The sequence below is a fragment of the Flavobacterium circumlabens genome (genome assembly GCF_004345565.1).
Classification (GTDB): Bacteria; Bacteroidota; Bacteroidia; order Flavobacteriales; family Flavobacteriaceae; genus Flavobacterium; species Flavobacterium circumlabens.
Genome location: NZ_SLWA01000003.1, coordinates 403,507 through 427,893 on the forward strand (window position 1 = coordinate 403,507; position 24,387 = coordinate 427,893).

General features: G+C 37.2%; 13 protein-coding genes. 10 read left to right on the forward strand and 3 right to left on the reverse strand.

Features of this window, described 5'->3' with window-relative positions; genetic code table 11:
* The first annotated feature begins 235 nt into the window (after positions 1-235).
* Positions 236-760 (forward strand): hypothetical protein, encoded by a 525-nt coding sequence (locus tag EV142_RS10055; protein ID WP_132035093.1) that lies wholly within the window; start codon positions 236-238, stop codon positions 758-760.
* Between the two features lie 205 nt (positions 761-965).
* Positions 966-1,922, forward strand: coding sequence for a hypothetical protein (locus EV142_RS10060; RefSeq protein ID WP_132035096.1), 957 nt, complete (start codon positions 966-968; stop codon positions 1,920-1,922).
* Positions 1,923-2,566: 644 nt separating this feature from the next.
* Here EV142_RS10060 and EV142_RS10065 read toward each other — a convergent pair.
* Both EV142_RS10065 and EV142_RS10070 read right to left on the reverse strand, forming a co-directional pair.
* Positions 2,567-2,974 (reverse strand): helix-turn-helix domain-containing protein, encoded by a 408-nt coding sequence (locus EV142_RS10065; RefSeq protein ID WP_132035099.1) that lies wholly within the window; start codon positions 2,972-2,974, stop codon positions 2,567-2,569.
* A 237-nt stretch (positions 2,975-3,211) separates the two neighbouring features.
* A complete protein-coding gene (locus EV142_RS10070; protein ID WP_132035102.1) occupies positions 3,212-7,282 on the reverse strand; it encodes a hybrid sensor histidine kinase/response regulator transcription factor in 4,071 nt (1,356 codons plus the stop codon).
* Between the two features lie 995 nt (positions 7,283-8,277).
* On the opposite strand from EV142_RS10070, the gene EV142_RS10075 reads away from it, so the two are divergent.
* The 6 genes from EV142_RS10075 (at position 8,278) to EV142_RS10100 (ending at position 18,718) form a co-directional block, all read left to right on the forward strand.
* Positions 8,278-11,220: a SusC/RagA family TonB-linked outer membrane protein gene (locus tag EV142_RS10075; RefSeq protein ID WP_132035105.1), complete on the forward strand. Its 2,943-nt coding sequence runs from the start codon at positions 8,278-8,280 to the stop codon at positions 11,218-11,220.
* Positions 11,221-11,225: 5 nt separating this feature from the next.
* Positions 11,226-12,833: a RagB/SusD family nutrient uptake outer membrane protein gene (locus EV142_RS10080; RefSeq protein WP_194100214.1), complete on the forward strand. Its 1,608-nt coding sequence runs from the start codon at positions 11,226-11,228 to the stop codon at positions 12,831-12,833.
* Positions 12,834-12,864: 31 nt separating this feature from the next.
* Positions 12,865-13,932, forward strand: coding sequence for a SusE domain-containing protein (locus tag EV142_RS10085; protein WP_132035109.1), 1,068 nt, complete (start codon positions 12,865-12,867; stop codon positions 13,930-13,932).
* Positions 13,933-14,032: 100 nt separating this feature from the next.
* Positions 14,033-15,130 (forward strand): glycoside hydrolase family 53 protein, encoded by a 1,098-nt coding sequence (locus EV142_RS10090; protein ID WP_132035112.1) that lies wholly within the window; start codon positions 14,033-14,035, stop codon positions 15,128-15,130.
* Between the two features lie 3 nt (positions 15,131-15,133).
* Positions 15,134-16,165: a glycoside hydrolase family 53 protein gene (locus tag EV142_RS10095; RefSeq protein ID WP_244606814.1), complete on the forward strand. Its 1,032-nt coding sequence runs from the start codon at positions 15,134-15,136 to the stop codon at positions 16,163-16,165.
* Between the two features lie 114 nt (positions 16,166-16,279).
* On the forward strand, positions 16,280-18,718 hold the full coding sequence (locus tag EV142_RS10100; protein ID WP_132035118.1) for a DUF4982 domain-containing protein: 2,439 nt from the start codon (positions 16,280-16,282) through the stop codon (positions 18,716-18,718).
* A gap of 599 nt (positions 18,719-19,317) precedes the next feature.
* Here EV142_RS10100 and EV142_RS10105 read toward each other — a convergent pair.
* Entirely contained in the window at positions 19,318-20,337 is a 1,020-nt protein-coding gene (locus EV142_RS10105) for a DUF535 family protein (RefSeq protein ID WP_132035121.1), read from the reverse strand.
* Positions 20,338-20,947: 610 nt separating this feature from the next.
* Here EV142_RS10105 and EV142_RS10110 point away from each other — a divergent pair.
* Complete coding sequence (locus tag EV142_RS10110; RefSeq protein ID WP_132035124.1) at positions 20,948-22,333, forward strand: hypothetical protein; 1,386 nt, start codon at positions 20,948-20,950, stop codon at positions 22,331-22,333.
* A gap of 449 nt (positions 22,334-22,782) precedes the next feature.
* Positions 22,783-24,039 (forward strand): type III secretion system effector protein, encoded by a 1,257-nt coding sequence (locus EV142_RS10115; protein ID WP_158286318.1) that lies wholly within the window; start codon positions 22,783-22,785, stop codon positions 24,037-24,039.
* The last annotated feature ends 348 nt before the right edge of the window (positions 24,040-24,387 follow it).

The window sequence follows — 24,387 nt, forward strand, 5'->3', positions numbered from 1 at the left end:
TTTTTATACTATTTTAGATTTATCCTACTATTAGAGTATTTCACAATCTATTTTTAATTTAATAAAATAAAAAATGTGTTACCATAAATAATGTTTCGAAAATTTAAAAATAAAAATTTGCAACAGTTTTCGTTTCAAAAAAAATAAAATAAAAATTTGAAACAGTTTTTGTTTCAAATAAAAAAATAAATAAATTCGAAACAGAACTAAAATATAAACCTAAAAAGCAGGAGTGATGAAAAAAGAGGAAAATGTTGGAACGTTATTAGGAATACCGCAAGAAGAAATGGCGATACTGCTGCAGGTGACGCGCGGTCAATGGTCGATGTTTTTATCAGGAAAGCGAAGTCTGCCCACAGCCGCGGTGCTCAAACTGACCGAAATGCTTACTATTGTAAAAGAAGCTGAGACCCAAGAACCGCATGCTGCTGCCCTAAAGGAAGAGGAGGCACGAATAAAAAAATACTTAGAAGAGGAGATCATCATTAACCAACACAAACAACGCCTTGCTGCGGACCAACTCGAGAGATGCAAAAAAAGATACCAGTCGGCCCAAAATGCGGTGAAAATTGCGGATGCCCTGATCGCCAAAAAACAGCAAACCCATACCTGGCAGGAGGAACTTTTGCCGCTTATAAAAAGCAATGCACAAGATGTCCTGAAGAAAAACAGCCTACTGGTACAAGAGCAATATACCCTAAAACTACTGGTACTGCAGCAGGAAGAAGTGGTGTTGACAGAACGGTTGTTGAGGAAGTAGACAGTTTAAGGTTTTCTCTCTATCTCATCCTGAAAAAAGTTTACATATTTACACTAGATCTTAAAATAGATCTACTTGTCTTCATGAGCGGGACGCTAGCGCAAGCATAGGGATTTGTTAATTAACAAATAATTCACTAATTGTTAACATTTAAAGTTTTAATATCTATAAATAGTTATATTTGCTTACTAAAAATGTTAAAAGAATGAAGAAATTTTTTTTTGGAATATATAAAAACCTAACAGAATTTTTTGATAAGTACTTTATTGCTTTAACCGTACTTATAGGGATTACGTGTCTCATTTCTGGTATTTATTTTGGAAATGAAAAAGATTGGTTATATAAGTTGCTGTATACAATAGGTTCTATATCATTAACTAGTGGCATATTTGCAGGAATAGCAAAAAGCAATCAGTTTACTGAAATATATAAAAAGATTTTTAGAGAAATTATATATGGAACTGAGCATCTAGAAAATAGAAATGATTTAGAAAAAATTTGGGATAACGTAACTAAAACTTTAAGTCATAAGAAATTTCAAAGGATAAGTACCTTGATGAATAGTAATATAAAAAAGTACTTTTTACCCTTAGAACATGATTATTATTATAATGACTTTAGTGTTGATATTAATATTGAATTCTGCGAAGAAAATGATGATTACATTATTGTCACTGAAGAAACAAAATTTAAGATTATTTGTGATGATGAAAATTTAGAGATTAATACAACACATAAAGTAAGTTTAAAAACTGATCCCTCACATAGAGAATTAACCAAATGTAAAATAAATCTAATTCTTGATGATGTTATACAGAAAGATTTAGAATTTAAATTGACACATGAAAAAAACTTTTTGGTTGGGGCATATCAAAAAGATCTAAATGGTAAAAAAAGCTATTCCATAGTAAGAAAAGATGAGAAAAAATATAGTTTACAGTACAATCCAATTAAAAAACAGCTAGCAGCGTGGATTTATAATAATTGTAGAGTTGATATTACTTATCCTAAAGGATTATTTATAGATTTTAGTGGATTGGGAACTTTAAATGATTTTAAAATTGACCACAAGAATACTAATACTCATAATCGATTAAAGGCTGAATACAAAGGTCTGATTTACAAGAATCAAGGTTTTTTTATTTTTTTCAGAAAAATTTAACCTACATTTGCATTTTAATTTCTATATTTGAATTAAATCACAAAAAACAACTATTATGAGAAGCTTCAAAAATGACACCGTGTTTGGTTAAAATTATTAAACTTTAAATAAAAAAAACATACTCATGGGGTATGTTTTTTGCTTTTACACTGATTACTAAAATTGTATTTTTTGATTATATAAACTCTAACCCAATTAACTTTTTTATGTTTTTAGTTGTATAATAGGTGCTTTGTTACTGTAATCTTTTCAGAACGACTAACTTATCTTTAAAACATTTTTGTTCAGTTTGTAATACTATGGAAAAAAAAACAAGCATTCATTACTGTATCTGAAAACAGTTTTTAATATAATCCTTTTTAATATGTATGTAAGGTGAATTACTGGCATTACTTGTGTTTTTATATGTAACGGGCAGTGGCATTTTTTCTCCTACTAAAGCGAGCGTCCCGCTTGTGAACCCAAAGTTTATATATAGCAGAATTATAATTATGTCTCGTCCTGAAAAAAGTTTACATTTTAGACTTAATCCTAAAATAGATTTACTTGTCTTCAACAGCTGAACGCTCACGCCAGTAGATGTGAATAAACAAAGAAAGAGACTCGAAAGTCTCTTTATGGAATTAATATATCTTTATAAATGATTATTTATTGATTAATTTTTCAAGTCTTCCCATCATTTCATCCTTCTCTTTCAACATCCTTTCATACAAAGCAATTTTTTCTTCATGAAGTTGGATTAACTTGTCGATCGGATTAGTATTAAATGTTGCACTATGACCTGTATTTAAGAAAGCTCCGTTATCAAAAGTATTCGAAATAATATTTACCGCCTGTTCCTCATCAAAATTCTGAAAAGCTTCAACCGGAATTCGTAATGAGTTTGAGATCTGTTTAAGCAGGCCATGTTCAATTACATCTTTCTGCTCCAGCATGGAAATTTTCTTCTGATTCCATTCCTCTCCCAAATCATAAGCCAGTGCTTCCTGTTTGATGCCAAGCATTTCTCTGAAACGTTTTATGTTTCTTCCCTGATGTATTTTCTGTTCCATAGTCGGTATCTATTTTCTAAAGGCTCAAAGATAAAGCCATTTGGGTTAAAAATTGTGAGTTTCAAAGATAAAAAAATATCCTGTAAAATATTGTTTTTGTAGGAATATTATAGCTGTATTTCGAGATATTTTATCCTTAGAAAGAATAAAATTTACTTCGGGGCTAATTTTTGGTCAGCTTGTGAGACAGGAAATCCATCCGGGAATGTACGAATGTTTAATCTGCAAAAAATCTAATTATATACTATCCCCTTTCTGAATGATATTCAATTCCTTATTAAAAGAATTTCTGTATTTTTTGATATACTCAGAAGGTTTCATCCCAAACAATTTTACGAACTGCTGACGGAAATAGCGCTGGTCTTCTATACCCACCTGAGGGCCCACCTGCGCGATATTGATATTTTCGGTCAGCATAATTACGGCGGCTCTGCGGATTCGGATTGACCGGATAAAAACATTTACGGTTTGTCCTGAAATTGCTTTAATCTTTTTGTAAAGACTGGAATGGCTCATCCCCATGGCAGCAGAGAAACTCTTCAGGTTAAATTCGCTGTTTTCAAGATTGGCTTCGACGATTTCAATGCATTTATCCAGAAATTCTTTGTATTCAAGAGGCACTTTATTGACGTTTTCCCGAAGGGTAATGCTGTCCAGGAAATACTTGCGCAATTGCCCCCTGTTTCTAAGCACCGTGTCTACACGTGCCAGAAGGATATCGCTGTCAAAAGGTTTGGTCACATAATCGTCTGCACCTTCCGTTATGCTCTGCAAATGAATGTCATTGCTGGTGGTAGCGGTGAGCAATATTACCGGAATATGGCTTAAGTCATCATTTTGTTTGATTTTTTTGCATAAATCCAAACCGTTCATGCCTTCCATAGAAATATCGCTTAGTACAATATCCGGCAGGTGTTTTTCAACCAGTTTCAGTCCTTCGAGTCCGTTTGCTGCCGAATACACAATGTAGTTTTTGGAGAAAAGCTGTACCAGATAATGGTTCATTTCGGGATTGTCTTCTACAATCAGCAATACTTTTTTGGTACTGATTAAGGCTTCCTGTATCTTTTCAGGATTGGAGAGTTCGTTTATGCTTTTAGGTGTATTTTGATTCGCTGCCGGCATTCCTTCCAGAAGTTCGCCTACAAGAGGCGACATTTGCGGATGAATCTCAGTGATATTCATTGCTGCAAAATGACTTTTTCCTTTTGGAAGTACAATCGTGAACGAAGTGCCTTTTCCGACTTCACTTTTGCACGTTATCTCACCATGATGTTTATGCACAAAATATTGGGCAACATAAAGACCTATTCCGAACCCATTGCTGGATTTAGACTGAATTTGTTTGAATTTTTCAAAAATAGCAGCAAGATCATTTTCCTGAATTCCGCTGCCGGTATCGGATATAATAATCGAAACATCAGCCGTTTTCTCGATGATCTCGATACTTATAGTTCCTTTATTAGGGGTAAATTTGAACGCATTGGAGATTAGATTGAAAAGCGTAATCTCTATTTTTTCATAATCGCCATATATTTCAACAGGTGTTTTTTCTTCAATAAACTGATAATTTAAACTTTTAACCGCTGCCATTTGCGTAAAGCTGTCGTAGATTTCCCGGCACAGGCTGTTTAAATTAATCCTGGAAATTTTGAGTTCATCCAGATCGGTTTCGGCTTTTCTGAACAACAGTAACTGATCGGTGAGGCTCAGTAACCTTTTGGCATTTTTATAGGCAAGATTCAGGTCGAGATCATCTTCCGAACGGTTTTTTCTGTCAATGGCGCTTTTGAGCGGATTTATAATTAAAGACAGGGGAGTGCGCAATTCATGCGCCATATAGGTAAACATCGAAAACTGCTTTTCGGCATGTTCTTTGTCTTTTGTATGCTCCATACGCGCCAGTTTTATTTCGTAGCGCAGTCTTTCCTTGTTTTTATGATACCCCACGTAGGCATAAATGGCCCCGGCAGCAGCGAGTAGATAAAAAGTATAGGCCCACCAGGTTCTGTACCAGGGTGGAAGGATTTTTACCTTTGCCAGCGTTACTTCTTTGGTCCAGTTTCCAAAAACATCGGTTGTTTTTACTTTAAAAACATAGGTTCCTTCGGTCAGTCGGGAATAATTGGCCCTGTTGTTCTTTGAGGTATAATTCCAGTCTTTGTCCCATCCTTCGAGAAAATAAGCGGTATTGATTTTTTCGGAATTGACATAATCCAGGTACACAAAATCAAAACTCAATGCCGATTTTTCATAAGGAAGTTCGGCAGCGCTGATCATTTCGAGTTTTTTTTGGGTGATGTAAGGGCTGTCCGGGTTTAAGGACTGATTGTTGACCAGCAAATCATTTAATAAAAATTTGCCGGTATTTTTTTTGTCTTTGATATGATCCGGATCAAAAACATTGAACCCGTTGATACCGCCAAAAATAAATTCTCCTGTCGAAAGTTCCGTTCCCGCATTCCAGCTAAACTGATGGCCCTGAAGTCCATCAGAAACCCCGAAATTCCTGAAAGTGTTATTCTTGGGATTCAATCTTGAAATCCCGTGATACGTACTCATCCATAAATCGCCTTTTTTGTCTTCCAGAAGGCGAAGTATGGTATTGCTCGAAAGACCGTTTTGAGTCGTATACTTTTTGAAAGTGCCCGCTTTTCGGTTGAATAAAAGCAAACCGCCTTCAACGGTACCAATCCAAAGATTGTTGTTTTGATCTTCAGTGATGCATCTGATCGTATAATCGGAATGATAGTTTTTTACTTTTTTTGTTTTGGGTTCTATTTCAAAAAAAGAATTAAAGGTTCCGCCCCAGATTTTTCCGTCTTTGGTTTCGTAGAGACAGGTAACATTGCGCAAAGCTGTACTATAGCAGATGAATTTGTTTTGTCTTTTATCAAATTGATAGAGTGCCCCTCCGTTAGTAACGGCAAGCCACAGCGTTTTTTTTGAATCTATAAACAACAGCCAGGATTCCTGTTCTGCTTTTTTGGTAATTTGATTGTAAATAGAGAAATTCTGAATGGCTTTTGATTGGGGATCAATACGGCATACGCCGCCTTTCCACATCGCCACCCAGATGGCATTATCAGCATCCCTGACGATGCTGGTGACAAAATTACTCTGAATTTTTCTGCCGGCTGGTGCTGTTGTCGAGTAAACGTCGTAGGTATTTTGTTTTCTGTTCCAGTAGCGCATTCCGGCGCCATCAGTGCCTATCCAGATATTTTTCTTTGCATCTTCGCAGAAAGAAAGCATGAAGTTGGCGGCAGGATCTTCGTCTTCTTTATGGGTCAGTGGATCCTTGCTTTTAAAATGATTAAAATAGAGCGGTTTTTTTCCCATCATACTGACGCCGCCGCGCAGGGTTCCGAACCACATTTCTCCGGTTTTGCTTTCGAAGATATCATACAGCGATTTACTGTTCAGCAATGCAACAGGACCGCTGGCACGATACAAAACAGGAGCAGTCTGATTTTTGGTAAGCGTATAAAGACCCGCTCCGTCAGTAGCAATCCAAAGTCTGTTTTCCTGCTGAAAGAAATCGCGCACGACGGTTTTTTCCGGAAAGTAATTTTCAGAATACGTATTCAGATTATGATTGTATAAGTACGCCCCTTCGTCTGATCCGATCCAGAGGCCTTCATGGGTCAGTTTAATGCAATTGGCACCTGTAAGGACAGGGTTGAGAAGCGTTAGTTTTTTGGATTGAATATCGTACTGGCAAAGACCGGTTCCGGTTATAAAAACATAGAAGATTTGTTTTTTCGCATGATACGCTATGGATCTTGCGATATAATGTAATTTTCCGTTGAAAGGGATCGCTGTTCCAATTTTCTCCCCTTCTTTAAATAGGACGATGGCCTCTTTGGTGGCGACGAGAATGATATGCAGCGAATGTACCGCAATTATTTCGTAGGCGGTAACGTTTAAGGGTTTGACTTTTCGGTTCGTGTCATAATAGTACAACGGACTAAAAGCAGATCGTTCGGCATTAAAAACCACCGGGCCGGCAGTTGTCCCTACCCATAAATTATTTTCGAAGTCACCTTCTATACAGCTAATGGCATTTCCCTGAATCGAAGTGGGATCCCTGTGAATATGGCGGTAAATTTTAAAATCATTTCCATCATAGCGGTTCAGTCCGTCAAAAGTTCCAAACCACATATAGCCATTCTGATCCTGATAAATAGACGCTACAGAATTGTTGGAAAGTCCCGATGAAATATCAAGATGCCTTATCGGGTAATTCTGTCCGGCTGCCTGTAGGTGCAGAAGACTAATAACAAGAAAGGACAATACCTTATTCATAGAAAATTTTTTAAAAAGCATGCTGCTCTTTGATATACGAAAATAAAAGGGATGTGATCGGAAAGCGGGATCAATTTTTTAGGCGAATATATTTGAAATCTGGATACTTTGCGAAATTAACACAATTATTATTGAATGTGTAAAAAGAACATTTGTTTTTTACCGCAAAGACGCAAAGATTTTTATTCAAGAATGCCTTAGAAAGCGCAAAGTTCGCAAAGCTTAACACAATATTGTCATTTCGACGAAGGAGAAATTGCACTCGTGACTCGACAAAGATGGCGATTTTGATTGTGGAGTTTCTTGCGGAGATTTCTCCTTCGTCGAAATGACAAAACCTTCGGTTTTATGTCTTTGCCAGAGATTTATTCGCCGTAACCTTATAGATTTTTTAACTTAATGACATTAGCTTAGAGATGCCTTTTATAGAAACGGATAGTAAATTTTTTTTGCGTTCTCTGTGGTAAATTTAAAATTTGAGACCTTTTAAATTATTTTTTTTGAGAATATACCGATTAAAAACCGCAAACCATTCGATTGTTAAATCGATTATTATAAAGGTTAATTATTTCCAATATCATTTTTTTTGAAAGAAAAAATTGAAGAATATGTTTTTATTAAGTGTCGCGTGCACACTTTTACGAAATTGTCCCCTTTTATAAATGAATTTTTCCCTGTCGTAATACCGCGCTCTGTACTTAATTTGCATTATAAGTTGATAAACTATAACGTTTGAGTGCTAATGCTTTCTTTTTTTGTTCAGCGTAAGTCAACGAAAACAAACTAACCCATTATTGTAACCAAAAACAATTTAAACATGACCAGCATTTCAATTAAAATTTACAGCCGGAAACCTTTCCTTATTGTAAAAAAAAGAGAGTAAGCTTATTTTGAGAAGCAGAATTGTAATCTTAAAATTAGGTATCCCTGCAATCATTTTTGTCACCAACTCTAATTCACAAAAACTAACTTAAACCAACCCAATTAAAAAAAGTATGAAAAGAATTAAAACCAAATTTTTACTTTTATTACTCTTACTTCCTTTTTGTGTTTTTGCTCAGAACACCATTAGCGGAGTTGTTCTGGAAAAATCTACCAGACAGCCCATACCGGGAGTAAACATAAAAGTAGTAGGGGCAAACAGTAGTACCTCTACAGACTTTGATGGAAAATTTCAATTATCCGGAGTAAAAGCAGATAGTAAAATTACCTTTTCCTATACCGGTTATACCAATCAGACGATAGCGGTTGCCGGACAGAAAAACATAACGGTATCTCTTGAAGAAGATAATAATCAACTGAAAGAAGTAGTGGTTCAGGTAGGGTACGGAAGCGTTAAAAAGAAAGACGCTACGGGATCTGTTACCGCACTTACAACCAAAGACTTTAACAAAGGAAATAATATTACCACAGAAAACCTGCTTAACGGAAGAGTAGCCGGTTTAACCGTAAATTCAACGGGTGCTCCGGGTTCCAGTTCTCAAATCAGGATTCGAGGAGGAAGTTCGCTTTTTGCCAGTAATGACCCTCTTATTGTGATCGACGGATTGCCTCTTGATAATGCGACCAATACAGGTTCTTCTTCGTTTTTGGCCTCCTTAAATCCGGCAACTGTTGAATCGATAACAGTTTTGAAAGACGCATCGGCTTCTGCCATTTACGGTTCCCGTGCCTCCAATGGGGTTATTATCATCACGACTAAAAAAGGAAGCAAAACATTATCTGTAGATTATAATGTACAATATGCTGCGGGTACACTGACTAAAACGGTTGATGTTTTTAGTGCAGATGAATTTAGAAGTGTTATTGCAGACCGAAGAAGCGATGACCTGAGTAAACTGGGGACTGCCAATACCGATTGGCAAAAAGCCATTTACAGAAACACCGGAACGGTAGATCAGAGTTTAGCGGTTAGAGGAAGTTTATTCAATATCATTCCAACAAGTTTAACACTGGGAAATACAGATCAGCAGGGATTGCGTTTAACCAATAATTTTAAAAGAAATACGGTTGGTTTGGTAATGAATCCAACTTTCCTGGACAATCATTTAAAATTGAGGCTTTCGGCCAATTATACCAACGAAATCAACCGATTTACAGATGCTGTTGAAGGCGCTGCGATTGGTTTTGACCCCACTCAGCCTATAAAAGTGGAAGGTGCGCCTTATGGCGGTTATTTTGAATATACCACTGGTGCAGATGCCAACGGAAATTATCCGTTAGTTTCGACTGCGGCACGAAATCCGGTTTCGCAATTGCTGAATACCAATGACAGAGGAACGAATGACAGAATTTTTGGAAATTTTGAAATCGATTATAAATTTCATTTTTTACCCGCTTTAAGAGCTGTTGTAAATGTTGGTTTTGATGAATCGAATGGAGAAAGAAGAAGAGTGGTTGGTGCTGATGCCGGTTCTGCTCCTTCAAACAACAACATTCCGTACGGGACAAATGAATATACGGAAGCCACCAGAAGAAATAAATTATTAGATACGTATTTAGTGTATAACAAAACTTTTAACGCATTGAATTTTGAAATGACAGGTGGTTATTCGTATCAAAAATTTCAAAGCTCCAAATTTGAAACGGGTAATATTTTAAACCCTGACTTACCATCAACATTTCCTGAAACTACGCTGGATACAGATGTTGTTTTATTAGGGTTCTTTGCGAGAACAAATTTAAATTTCAGAGACAAATATTTATTAACGTTATCGTACAGAAGAGATGGTTCATCCAGATTTGAAGAAGCGAATCGTTGGGGGAATTTCCCTTCTGTAGCTTTTGCCTGGAAAATCAAAGAAGATTTCTTTAAAGAAAGTACGGTAGTATCGGACTTGAAATTAAGATTAAGTTATGGAATTACAGGTCAGCAGGATATTCCGGAACCAAACGGATACCTGCAAAAATACCAGTTGGGCGGCGGAAATTCGGAGTATTATTTTGGAGACAGTCCAATTCCGGTGGCACTTCCATCCAAAAGAACAAACAATTTGAAATGGGAGGAAACTACTTCCTATAATGCAGGTCTTGATTTTGGTTTTTTAGACAATCGCTTGTCTGCCGGACTTGATGTTTATTATAAGGAATCTAAAGATTTACTGGTAAATGCAGCCATATATGATGGTAGTAATTTCTCTAACCGCGTGTATCAAAACGTAGGTAGCTTTACCACAAAAGGGGTTGAGTTTACAATTAATGCGAATGCGGTTAAAACAGAAAATTTCAACTGGAATATGAACTTTAATATTGCCAAATTCGAAAGAAGAATCAAAAATCTGATTAACGGAACCGATATCTTTTTAGGAGACAACATTGCAGGAACAGGAACTCCGGGACAAATTTTCAGAGAAGGATATACACCGTATTCTTTCTATGTGTTCAAACAATTATACAACAACGAAGGAAAACCAATTGATGGTGCTTTTGCAGATTTAAATGGCGATAATATTAAAAATGATTCCGATAAATACATCTACAACAATCCGGATCCTGATTTTACATTGGGATTTGCCTCCAATATGAATTATAAAAAATTCGATTTTTCGTTTAATTTAAGAGCCAGTATCGGTAACCGGATTTTTAATGCCGTAGACGCCAGTAGAGCACAATATGACGCGATGGAAAACGGCGGGGTTTTAAGCAACATTCCTTCATCGGTAACAGAAACTAATTTTCAGACGACTTCAAATGTGGTATTATCAGATCTTTATATTGAGAATGCTTCTTTCTTAAAATTAGACAACGTGACGTTAGGTTATACCTTAAACAACTGGCTGAACAGCAAAGCCTCCTTAAGAGTATCAACAGGAGTTCAGAACGTTTTTGTCCTTACCAAATACAGCGGTTTAGATCCTGAAATTACCAATAATGGTGTAGACAAAACGATTTACCCAAGACAGCGATCCATCTTGTTTGGTCTTAATCTTAAATTTTAATAACGATGAAAAAATATATTTTAATAACAATTTTAGCGTTGACTACCGTTTTTCAGTCCTGTACGGATGACTTAAACGTAGTTTCTAAAGATGATGACGTGCTTTCGTCTGATGTTTTATTTTCGACTCCGGACGGATATAAAAAAGCTTTCGCAGGCGTATACGGAAATTTAACTTTAACCGGAGTTCTTGGGCCTGATAATTCTTCGCTTGAAGGCGTAGATGCAGGAACGAGCCAGTTTACAAGATGTTTATTGTACCTGCAGGAATTAACTACGGACGAATTGGTCTGGAGTTATGAAAATGACGGAGGTACGGCAGAATTGCAGCGTAATATCTGGACCGCTGCAAATCCGGTTATTTTAGGAATGTTCAGCAGAACGATGGTTTCTGTTTCCTATGCAAACGAATTTTTACGTCAGAGCACACCCGAAAAACTAAGTGCAAGAGGCATTACCAATGGGGCAACTTTGGCTGATATAGCGCTTTACCGTAAAGAAGTCCGTGTTTTAAGAGCCTATGCGTATTACAACATGATGGATTTATTTGGAAAAGCACCCATGTATACCGAAAATGACCCTGTAAATTTTACCGGACCGGAGTACAACAGAAAGCAGTTATTTGATTTTATTGAAAGTGAATTAAAAGCGGTGTTACCGGATTTAAAAGCAGCCAGAACAAATGAATACGGAAGATTAGACCAATCTATGGCCCGTATGATCCTGGCAAAAATATATCTGAATGCGCAGGTCTACATTCAGGCCAATCGTTTTGATGATTGTATTACCATGTGTAATGAAATTATTGCCGGTGGTTATACTTTAAAACCAAAATACCTGGACAATTTTAAAGCAGATAACAATACTTCTCAGGAAATCATTTTCGGAATCCAGTCAGATGGAGGGGTTTCTCAAAACTGGGGCGCAACCACTGTTTTAACCAATGGCCAAATTGGTGCCTGGGAAAACAATGGGGCTGATTTTGGAATTGGCGGCTGGACAGGAGCGCTTCGAATCAGAAAAGAATTTGCTCAGAAATTTGACGGTACAAAATTTAGTCAGGACACCAGAAATACCATAGGAAAAGGGGTTCAGGGCGATCCGGGAAAACAAAGATCGATTGATATTGAAGATATTGGTGTAAAAACACAAGGTTATATTTTATCTAAATTTTCCAATAAAACGTCAACAGGCGTAAACGGAAGCAGTTCGTCGTTTGCGGATACTGATTTTCCATTGTTCCGGTTAGCCGATGTCTATTTAATGTATGCAGAAGCCACTTTAAGAGGCGGAAACGGGACACTTCCCCAGGCATTAAATTATGTAAATGCTTTAAGACAAAGAGCGAATAGTAATTCGACTGTTGGAAACATTGCTTTAAGCGACTTAACCCTTGATTTTCTTATTGATGAAAGAGCACGTGAATTACACTGGGAAGCACACCGAAGACAAGATTTAATCCGTTTTGGAAAATATACCGGAGGTTCTTACAATTGGGCTTGGAAAGGAAATTCTTCAAAAGGAATTTCAATTCCGGCATACAGAAGTGTTTTTCCGATTCCGGAAGGATCATTGGGAGCCAATAGAAATTTGACTCAAAACACGGGTTATTAAAACTTTTTTTTAAACATAAACGATACGAAAAATGAAACATCTATATAAAATATTTACAGTTATTGCCTTACTTACAGGACTTTGGTCTTGTGAAAACGAAGAGGATTTGATGATCTTAGCCCCTCAGGAAGCTGCTTTCTCTGTCATTACACCTGAGAATGGTTCTTCGACTATCTTAAATAAAGACACCCCGAACAATACGGCCCTGACTTTAACCTGGGAAAAAGTGAACTACGGAACACCAACGATTGTTACTTATACCGTACAGTTTGCAGCCAGCAATACGGAGTTTGCAGCACCGCTGGATGTTACAACTTCTACAAATACTCATGCCACTATTACAGTAGCAGAACTGAATGCAAAAGCACTTGAATTGGGGCTTACGGCTGATGTAGAAGGAACAATCGATGTTAGAATTAAAGCAACAGTTGGAACAACGCTTTCAGAACCAAAACTTTCTACGCCCATTACAATTGCACTAACTCCTTACCGAGGCGTATTTCCGAGAATTGATTTGTTTTTGGTAGGTCCCGGTACGGCTGCAGGATGGAGTGTAACGAGCAACAATATGCCAATTTACAGAGATACAAAAGAAAATGCCAAGTTCTATTACACCGGATATTTTAATAAAGATGGTTTTAAATTAATAGAACAAATTGGTTTCTGGGCTCCGGCTTACGGAACAAATGGGGCGAAAGTACAATACAGAGCAACAGAAGGTGATACGGATCCGGGAGTATTCCCAACGACAGCTTCAGGGTATTATAGTTTTGAAGTGAATCTTGAAGAATTAACCTATAAAATCACTCCGTATACAGGACCAATGACCACGTATGCAACCATTACTTTGACCGGATCTGTTTTAACAGGCGATGATACGGGCTGGAATACTGAAGTTCCTTTAGTACAATCTGCCTTTGATGCCCATATCTGGAAAGTGACGCAAACCTTAAAAGCCGGAAAAATGAAATTCAAAGCAAACAACAGCTGGGATGTAAGTTGGGGAGATAATGGCGGAGATATTATTGTTGAGGCTGGAAAATATGAAATCTGGTTCAATGACTTAGATGGCCGTTATATGTTCATCTCAACGCCATAATTGAATTAAAAAATAAGAGAAGCCTCAATACGCTTATTTTGAGGCTTCTTCTTTACATAAAAAGAGACTTATTTTTAAATTCAAAACTTTACTAATTATCATGAAAAAATATATAAAAATTCTTGGGGTATTGGCTATCACTGCCATTCAGTTTTCGTGCTCCGGTAATGATGCTGCAGACACAGAAGCGGTGAACCCACCGGATGCAACGGATACTTTTATCAGGGCATCAGATGTTTCTTTTCTTCCTCAAATGGAATCTTTGGGAACTAAATTTTACAGCAACGGCAGAGCCGAAGGAATGCTGACCACACTAAAGAACGCAGGCTGTAATACCGTCCGGATTCGTTTATGGAAAAATCCCGTAAATGGACGTTCCGGTTTAAGCGAAGTAAAACAACTGGCTCAAAAAGCAAGACAGGCAGGACTTAGAGTCTGGCTTACCGTTCACTATTCTGACAATTGGGCTGATCCGGGAACACAAACCGTTCCTGAAGAATGGAAAAATTTGTCTTTCGCCGATTTAAAAACAGCCGTTACCAATTACACCTCAACCATAATTACAGAAATCAATCCGGATATTATCCAGATTGGTAATGAAATCAATAGCGGATTATTGTGGCCGCAAGGAAACCTGATCAGTAACGAACAACAATGTATCGCTTTATTAACTGCTGCCAGCGCAACTGTTCGCAGTAAAGCGCCCAACACCAAAATAATGATTCATTATGCAGGTGTAAATGGTGGAGCTACCGATTGGTTTTTTAATAAAATGAAAAGTATTGATTACGATTATATCGGGCTATCGTATTACCCGGTCTGGCATGGTAAAGATTTAACGGAAGTGAAAAATACCATTGATGCGTTAGGACAAAAATTCAGCAAAAAAGTCCTGATTGCAGAAACCGCTTATCCTTTTACCTTATTACACAATGACCAGACGAATAACATTGTAGGAACAAACGATCAGTTGGTATCGGGATATCCGGCAACTCCGGCGGGACAAAGAACTTTTGTTACGGATATTAAAAACATCGTAAAAACATCCCAATTCGGACAAGGATTTGCGTATTGGGGTGGCGAATGGGTGGCTTTTAAAGGTCCGCAATCAACAAGTGGTTCTACATTCGAAAATCAGGCTTTATACAGTTTTGATAACAACGCCTTATCCGTAATGCAGGCTTTCAGTAAAGACTAAAACATGAAAAAATCACTTAAAATTATATCTTTTTTGATGCTAGTTGTACTTGCATTTACTTCTTGTAAATCAAAAATGATTAGCGAAAAATACTCCTTTTCAAACGGGGCAGATGTGGGCTGGCTGCCACAAATGGAAGCTACAGGCTATAAATTTTATGATGCAGACGGTTCTGAAAAAGACTGTCTGCAATTACTAAAGGACCGTGGCATAAACACCATTCGTCTGCGCGTTTGGGTAAACCCGAATAATGATAAAGCCAGCGGGCACTGCAGTCCTGAAGAAACGGTTGTCATGGCGGTTCGCGCCCAAAAAATGGGAATGCGTATCATGATCGATTTTCATTACAGCGATTCGTGGGCAGATCCAGCCAAACAAAATAAACCTGCCGCATGGGCCAAACATTCTTTTCCGGAATTGTTAACCGATGTATACCAGCATACCTATGATGTTTTGGAAATGCTGAAAAAAGCCGGTGTTACGCCGGAATGGGTTCAGGTTGGGAATGAAATCCCGGGTGGTATGCTTTGGCCCGAAGGACATACAGACCATTTTAATCAGCTGGCGCAATTGCTAAACAAAGGATACGAAGCCACCAAAGCGATCGACCCAAAAATTAAAGTCATTGTGCATCTGGACGAAGGGAATAAAAGCGAAAAATTCAGATGGTTTTTTGACAAAGCGACAGAAAATAAGGTAAAATACGATGTGATTGGTTTATCGTATTATCCGTATTGGATCAAAACCGATTATCAAAGTACCATTTTAGATTTAGAAAATAACCTGAAAGACATGGCTTCCCGCTACAATAAAGAAGTGATGGTGGTTGAAGTGGGTGGTGATTATACATTAGTACAAAACACCAAAGAAATGCTGGAAGCGACTATAAAGGCGGTAAAAAGCGTACCCGGTAATAAAGGTTTAGGCGTTATTTACTGGGAACCACAAGGCGAAAAAAGCTGGAGCGGTTATCAGCTTAACGCCTGGCTTCCTGACGGAAAACCTTCGCCGGCACTGGATGCTTTTAAAGAATAAATATTTCTTTTAATTAAAAATTAAAAATTAAAAATTAAATTTTACCATTACGATAGTAAGTTTCATAAAACTAAATGGGCTTACTATCTTAATAGTGAAGAAATAAAACAGAAAATGAAATTAATTTTTAAATCAATATTATCGGTAGTGCTGCTGATTTTGTCGTCCGGAAAAATGATGTCACAATCCAGTACAGTCCTTTTAAAAGAGAATTGGCGTTTTTCCAAAGAAGTAACAGGAGATGCTTTTGCGGTAGCTTTTGATGCTTCGAACTGGGAAAAAGTCAGTGTTCCCCACGATTGGGCCATTTACGGTCCTTTTGATAAGGAATGGGACAAACAGGTTTCGGCCATTGAACAAAACGGGGAAAAAATTCCGACGGAGAAAACAGGTCGTACCGGAGCATTGCCACATATTGGTACTGGATGGTATCGTAATACATTTTCTATTCCGGAATTTAAAAAAGGAAAAAAAGCCCTTCTTATTTTTGAAGGTGCCATGAGTGAACCTCAGGTTTTTTTAAATGGAAAAAAGATAGGAAACTGGGGTTACGGGTACAGCTATTTTTATATTGATATCAGCAAAGATCTTATTGCGGGATCAGAAAATGTGCTGGCTGTAAAATTGACCAACGAACCATTTTCGTCAAGATGGTATCCCGGAGCCGGTTTATACAGGAAAGTGAGTATTGTGGTAAAAGAGCAGGAAAGCTTTACGCAATGGGGAACTTTTATTACCACTCCGGACATCAAAGAAAATAGCGCTGTTGTTGATCTTAAAGCCGAAGTCAATGGCAGTAATTTGTCGATGGTAACGCAAATAAAAGACGCCGCTAATACTATAGTAGCAACACAGAAAGAGACAGAAATGAAAGACGGAAAATTTCATCAGACTGTCACTGTTGCCCAACCTCATCTGTGGAGTCCTGAAACGCCTTATTTGTATACAGCGGTAACCAAATTATACGCAGCTGACGGAACTTTAAAAGACGAACAAAGTATAAAATTCGGGATCAGATCGATTAAATACGAAGCCAATAAAGGATTTAGCCTTAACGGAAAAGTGATGAAATTTAAAGGAGTTTGTCTGCATCATGACCTGGGACCTCTTGGTGCTGCGGTAAACAAAGCGGCGCTTCGCAGGCAGCTTACGATTCTAAAAGATATGGGATGTAATGCGATCAGAAGTTCTCATAATATGCCCTCTTTTGAACAGCTTGAACTGGCTGACGAAATGGGATTTATGTTTCTGGCCGAAAGTTTTGATGAATGGGCGAAGCCAAAAGTACAAAACGGCTATCATCGCTTTTTTGAAGAATATGCAGAAAAAGACATTGTCAATTTAGTAAGAGCCACACGCAATCATCCGTGTATTGTCATGTGGAGCTCCGGAAATGAAGTTCCGGATCAATATGGAGCCGAAGGTTTGACCAGAGCTAAATTTTTGCAGGATGTTTTTCACAGGGAAGACCCTACGCGCCCGGTAACGGTGGGAATGGATCAGGTAAAACAGACTATGGCCTCCGGTTTTGGCTCTTTATTGGATGTGCCGGGACTGAATTACAGGGTTCATCTTTATGAAGAAGCTTACAAATCATTTCCACAAGGATTTATATTAGGTTCAGAAACAGCTTCAACAGTGAGTTCAAGAGGAATTTATAAATTTCCTGTGGTACAGCAAAAAGAAAAACAATACGATGATCTTCAATGTTCTTCTTATGATCTTGAAGCCTGCAGCTGGTCAAATGTTCCTGATGAAGATTTTGTGCTTCAGGATGACAAACCGTGGGTGATTGGCGAATTTGTCTGGACTGGTTTTGATTATTTGGGAGAGCCAACACCTTATGACGAAAAATGGCCATCGAGAAGTTCTTATTTCGGAATTTCAGATTTGGCGGGACTTCCTAAAGACCGTTTTTATCTGTACAGAAGCAGATGGAATACAAAGGATAAAACGCTTCATATATTACCACATTGGAACTGGAAAGGAAGAGAGGGAGAAATTACTCCGGTTTTCGTTTACACCAATTACGATAGCGCTGAGCTTTTTATAAACGGAAAAAGCAGGGGAGTGCAGAAAAAAAACAATTCAACTCCGCAAAATCGCTATCGTTTAATGTGGAATGATGTGAAATATGAACCGGGAACGGTAAAAGTTGTAGCATTTGATTCCAATGGAAAAATAGCTGCCGAAAGTGAGGTTAAAACAGCCGGAGATCCGTATAAAATTGTTCTCGAAGCAGATCGAAAAATCATTAAAGCCGATGGCGAAGATATTTCTTTTGTAACGGTTTCAGTAGTAGATAAAAACGGAATTCCATGCCCAACGGCGGTCAATGAATTACAATTTAAAGTAACTGGTGCTGCAACTTACAGAGCTGCATGTAATGGCGATGCTACCTCATTGGAAATATTTCACCAGGACAAAATGAAGCTTTTCAGCGGTAAACTGGTGGTTTTGGTTCAAGCAGTCAAAAGTGCAGGGGCAATCCAATTGGAAGTAACAGGTAACGGTCTTGAGAAAGGAAAGATAAATTTAAAGGCAGAACGTTAACGATTAGAATTGCAATCATAAAAAAAAGATTTTTCTTTTCAAAATTACTTTTTAATATACAGTTTTTTTGCTCAAATGAAATTAAAAGAACCAGAAGCTAAGTCCGTATACCTTACTGTTTATGCGAAACGAGCAGATGAGAAAAAAGGTATTATGCAGTTTCTTCATGTGTATAAATAGCTGTAAATCAAAAGGCACAATCAAAAACGTCGGCTAAAAGTTTTAAATCTTCTAATAAGAGATTCGAATTTGCTACTGTTAAGATCACGAAAAGCTACTCAACTGAGTGGCTTTTTTGTTGTGATTGGTTTTTTATTTTAGCAACGTAGCTCAGCTCGATAGAGCACCTGTATTCCAGGCAGACGGTCGAAGGTCCGAATCCCTGTGCGTTCACATCAAAAGTAACTCAATTGATAGTGTTTTTTTCTGCCTTTGAAGAAGTAGTTTTGTATCGTTCTGTATAAAGTGATGAGTAGAACTACAGGAAACAATGGAATTAAAATTTAAGACGTTTATATCTATAGTACTTGCTTCTCTGTTAGCATCCTGTAAACTGTACTGGTAAGAAAGCTTTAGGGTTACATAAAGGAAGTATCAAACTATAAGACTTTTTTTAGTGCTATATTTTTAACTGAAGTTGCGATTTTCAAGGCTATTTCATCCATTTGAGCATATCTCCTGCGGTATAACGCACGTTTATGTGATTTGAGCTCTTCAATTGATTTGCGTGACGGTGACAAAGGCAGTTTGAACCAGCCTTCACTGTTTTGCTGTCCCCCTGATTCATTCCAGATGGAATCATAATCAAATCTTATGGTATGCAGCGAGGGAAGATGAATAGCATGCTTGCGACGATAAGCGTGAATGGAATCTCCTGCACCATAAACATTCATGCACCCCAGTTGTCTGGAAAATTCTTGGATTGCAAAAATGATGAGCGATTTTGGACGCAGTCCATTTAACAGTTTTTGAGCTGTTTTTGATGAATTCTCCCTATTTTGTTTAATGCCCTGAATACAGCCAATTCTGCAAACCCATTGTTCAAATGCTACTTCTTCAAAGGATAAAGCAGCAGCTACAATTCTTCCTCCAAGCTGACTGCATTCAAAAGAAAAAACCAATTCACCTTCTTTACGGAATCTTTCATCATAGCCCAGTATTAAAGATGCTTCAATTGTATCAGTGAGTTTGAAATGAGCTATTTCCAGCGTTTTATTACCGTTAATTACCTGTTTAAGTGTTTCGCCTTTACCCATAATAAACCGATAGGTATCGCAGATTACTTTTACTTTTTGTTTTTTCGTCCAGTTGGTCGACATATAGACTCTATAGGGCTTTAGGTAAATTCTCCTGCGATGTTCAGTTATAAAAAAGAAATCAGGTGACTTTAGAATTTGATACCATTTAGATGTAAAGCAGGGATTGGTAAGGGCACCAAAGAAGCTTTTTAATTGTTGTTTTCTTCGATAGCTTTTTTTTTCATCTGCAAATGCAACAGCTGCATACAACCATCCCTCTATTGCAGCAGAAATAATTGGAAGAGTCGTCACAATACTCATAAAAGTGGCCTCCGATCCTATTAAATGTTTATTAAATTGATTTTGTTTTTTTTCTAACATTATTATTAATTGCTTTTTATTTGAGTGACCTGACAAAGCTGTAAGTCTTAAGTTTTTTAGTAAATAATCATTTTATCAGTTGAAGGTTAAGAGTATGTAAATCAGTAAAATAAGATTGAACTTATTACTGAAAAATAGTAGTATGAATCACTGCTTATTTTAATCCCATCGGGAATAATTTCTATAGTACCTCTCCAATTTGGAGTTAAAATTAAATCAAGTCTTATTTTGATTACATCAGGTTGTAATAACTGGTTTTAATTATGAAATAGATGGTAGATTTTCAATTTCTGCAGCAAATCCGAATAGCGGTTCAGTAGCGAAATAGCATTAAAATTTATTTGAAGGAACAGGAGAGTTCCTGTGACTGATACTGATTTAACAAACAACAATTACGCTACACTATTTTGGAATTTTGACATTTATAATTGTAACTTTTATTTCCAATAATGAACTGCCAAGGGCCATTTATTACAACAAACTGCCATTTCTTATAAGTAAAAAACTTTACAGCTATTATAGGATAACTTTGCGCTCGATTTAAAAAAAGCATGAAAATTTAAGCTGAGTTAAATTAAAATTTTTAAACATTTTAAATAAAATAATGAAAATGAAAAAGATACTATTTTTAAGCTTCGTTTTAGCTTTTATGTCTTGTTCTAAAGATGACAATGAAGCTGTTACAGAGCATACGAAACCAGGTTTGGCTGAAGAGACTGATTTATTAAGTGGCTATTCTTCTTTTGAAGTAACATTACCCGAGAATTTGAGGGAACTGACTTCAGCGGCCAATGCAACATTCGCTGTATGGCCCAGTATTTTCTTTTCTGCAAATGACGATAATACGATCGATGTGTACTGGGAGGGAAGCAACACGGCACTGAATGGGCACAGGCATTTTACAAAAATTTCATTGCAGAGTAAGCAAATAGTGGCAGAGAATCCGCTGCCGGCAGCTTTAAATCTTGGGAACACCCGCTTTTTGGGTTATGATAAAATCAGTGGCGGACGCTATATCATGGGAACATCTGATGTAAATCCGGATAATCAGTTGCGAAAAAATCCAAAGCTTTACTGTTTTGATAGTAATGGGACTGTAAAGTATACTATAGATTTATGGAAAGACTGCGATCCGGCAAATATAGCGACAGGTCAGGCCGGACAGGCCATAATGACTTACAATAAAGCCGGAGATACTTTTGGTGTTTACATGGCACACAGGGCCGGAGGGCATCAGGCCGGCTGGTTGGGCTTCTATAAAGCCGAGACTGGCGAAAGAACTTTCCTGCGGGATTGGTATATTTCTCACAACTTCGATCAAAGGCTTCTGCCACTTCCGGATGGTCGTTATGTGGCACTTGCTCATGGTGATGCACTTCCTAAACGATCTTTGTTCGTAGAGGGCTGGGATGTTAATAAAGGCAGATTGAACTGGCTGAACTACTATGATATTCCCGGTGCCAGTGGTGAAAATAATAGAAAATCATCCACGGGAGAGGTTATTAATTTACCCAATGGCAATCTGGCTATTGTGTATGCTACGCAAAGGGACCATAGTACAGAGAAAATAGTGAGAGATGTTCGCGTTGCTATTGTTTCGGGTATTGGAACAAGTGCACAGAAAGTAATTAAAGAAAATTGGTTAACCAGTTACGCTGCCGATACCGAAATTGATGAAACAGCAGGTTGGGGCATGCAGATTGGACGTTATTCTGACGATAAAATCTTTTTAGCATGGAATGTTTTTAAAACTCAGCAAAGTAATAAAATTCAAAAGACCACTTTTGCTTTGATAGACAATGAAGGAAATCTGCTAAAAACAAAAGATACCCTGGTGAATACTTCAAAAAAAGAAGGAATAAAAATGATTCAGCCGGCACAGACTATGAGAAGAACAAGTGACGGGAAGTATTTGGTTTTTCTTTCAGAAGGTTCTGAGTCTAATAAGCTTAGGGTTAATATGATGCCGGTAAAAAAAATAAATAGGTTTGGATGAGGTGTTGTTACAAAATAGCGATGTAACGAACTGAAAAAAAGAATATAAATTTATAAGTTTGAATAGTTAAGAGACGACCAACCGGTCGTCTCTTTTATTTTAAAAGCCTTAAAATGATTTTTGTTGTATTGAAAACGATGAGATAAATTTATCGAGATGATCACTTTTTTATATTGCCTGAAAACTAAAAAACAGGTATTTATACTAGAAATAGCTATTGACTAAATAATTATTTTTACGTTGAAAATTCAAAGATTAGAAAAATGTAGTAAGATGAAACAGGCTGTCTTCGTTTATTATTAATCATCATGAATAAATGCTTTCACCAATCCGAATAGTTACTAATTGTATGTGCAAAGCTTTGTTTGTAGAGGTACATGTTAGTCAACTGAACAAAACTGAAAAGGAAAAATATGAATATTCAGTCCGACCAAACGCGAGAGAATCAAATGCAATCGGTAGCAAATTCAGTTGCTCAAAAGGGGATTGGCGGCAAGTCTGCTTTTCAATTGGTGGATAACAGACCTGAGACTATTGTGCAAAGAAAATTGCAGGAAGCAATTAATAGTAGTTCTCAAGTGAAGAAATTGATGGCTTTTGATCAAAGGGTCAAAAGAAAAAATCCTGCTGATCAGGTTGCCCAATTTAAATCTTCTCAAAATGAACCCATTCAACTTTTACGAACTGCTACTAGTTTTAATAAAGAAATTGAAGGAGCTGGCGGTGTTACAAGCAATATTTTTTTTAAAGCAATTACGAACGGCTTACTAAAATTTAAAAAGGCCGGACAACCCAAATCTATTAAAGGAAGAATGCTTCATAATATATATGAAAGTATTACAGGACCTACTCAATCAAGTTCTACTGATAAATTAAAAGCATTAGATACTATAGAACATTCCGCTTATAGGTTTTTGAACATAAATGTGGGAAGAAATACTCCTGTATCTACTCAATTAAGGCTCTTGATTGAAAATTTGTTGGATGAAGTTCAGCAAGAACATCAGAAAATTATTTCTACAGAAATAAGTAAAGGCAGGGTTCCTTACTTCCGTGGTGAGGAAGCTCTTTCTAAACAACAGTTGGCACAAACACATCAGGACTGGCGTAGTATCGCAGCCGGGACAGGTTCTCTTGATATCAATAGTGCTACTGCTGAAGATAAGAATGAGAAGCCTAAAGGTTTTTCTAACGAGATTTTTAGTATGTTGCACCGTACGATGGGAAGTGCAGGAGGACGTGAACTGGTTCATTCTATTAACAGTGACGACAAGGCAGTCAAAGTTTATCCAAAGCATCCATTATCCATTGCGATGATGGGAGGTGGAGGGACAGTTGGAGAAACGCAGGCATTAGCAACTGGTACTTTAGCTGCTCCTGTTGCAGGCCCTAAACAGGATTCAATACTAAGAGTAGAACCTGGTATGACTGACACTCAGTATCCTAGTAAAGATGAGCATGGACGAGCTATACTATCCCCTGCATGGTTATTGTTTGCTCATGAGTTGATTCATACAAGGCACAATCAATTAGGCATGAACCATCGTAAGCTTGATGGTGCTAATTACGTTTCAGGAATGCCCCACGAAATGTGGAGCAATGCAGAAGAACATGCCACGATTGATCTTGGCGTTCCGGGAACTAATATAACTGAAAATAGTCTGCGAGCTGAACATGGACTTTCCAAAAGAATAGGACATGGATAGACAGGAAATTGTAAAACGATTTATTATGGCAATGGCAATAGTTTTCTGATAATAATACACGAAACGCTCCTAACTGCACCTAAAAAAGCGACCCTAGTATATGAAGTTTCCAGACTTCTTACCACTTGTAATATTTTTTTTCTGCAACTACTTAGACTTTTTCCGCATTAGTTGTTCTTGCCACTTTTTTGGGTACCCCTTACTTTTATGTAATAAATGTACTACATTTGTCACTGATTCAAAATCAAATCAAAATAAAGTCTTATAAAATCTTTGTGATATTGAAAAAACAAAAAATGACTTTATAACAACTTTCGTGATATGCTAAAAAATTAAAATAAGGTTATC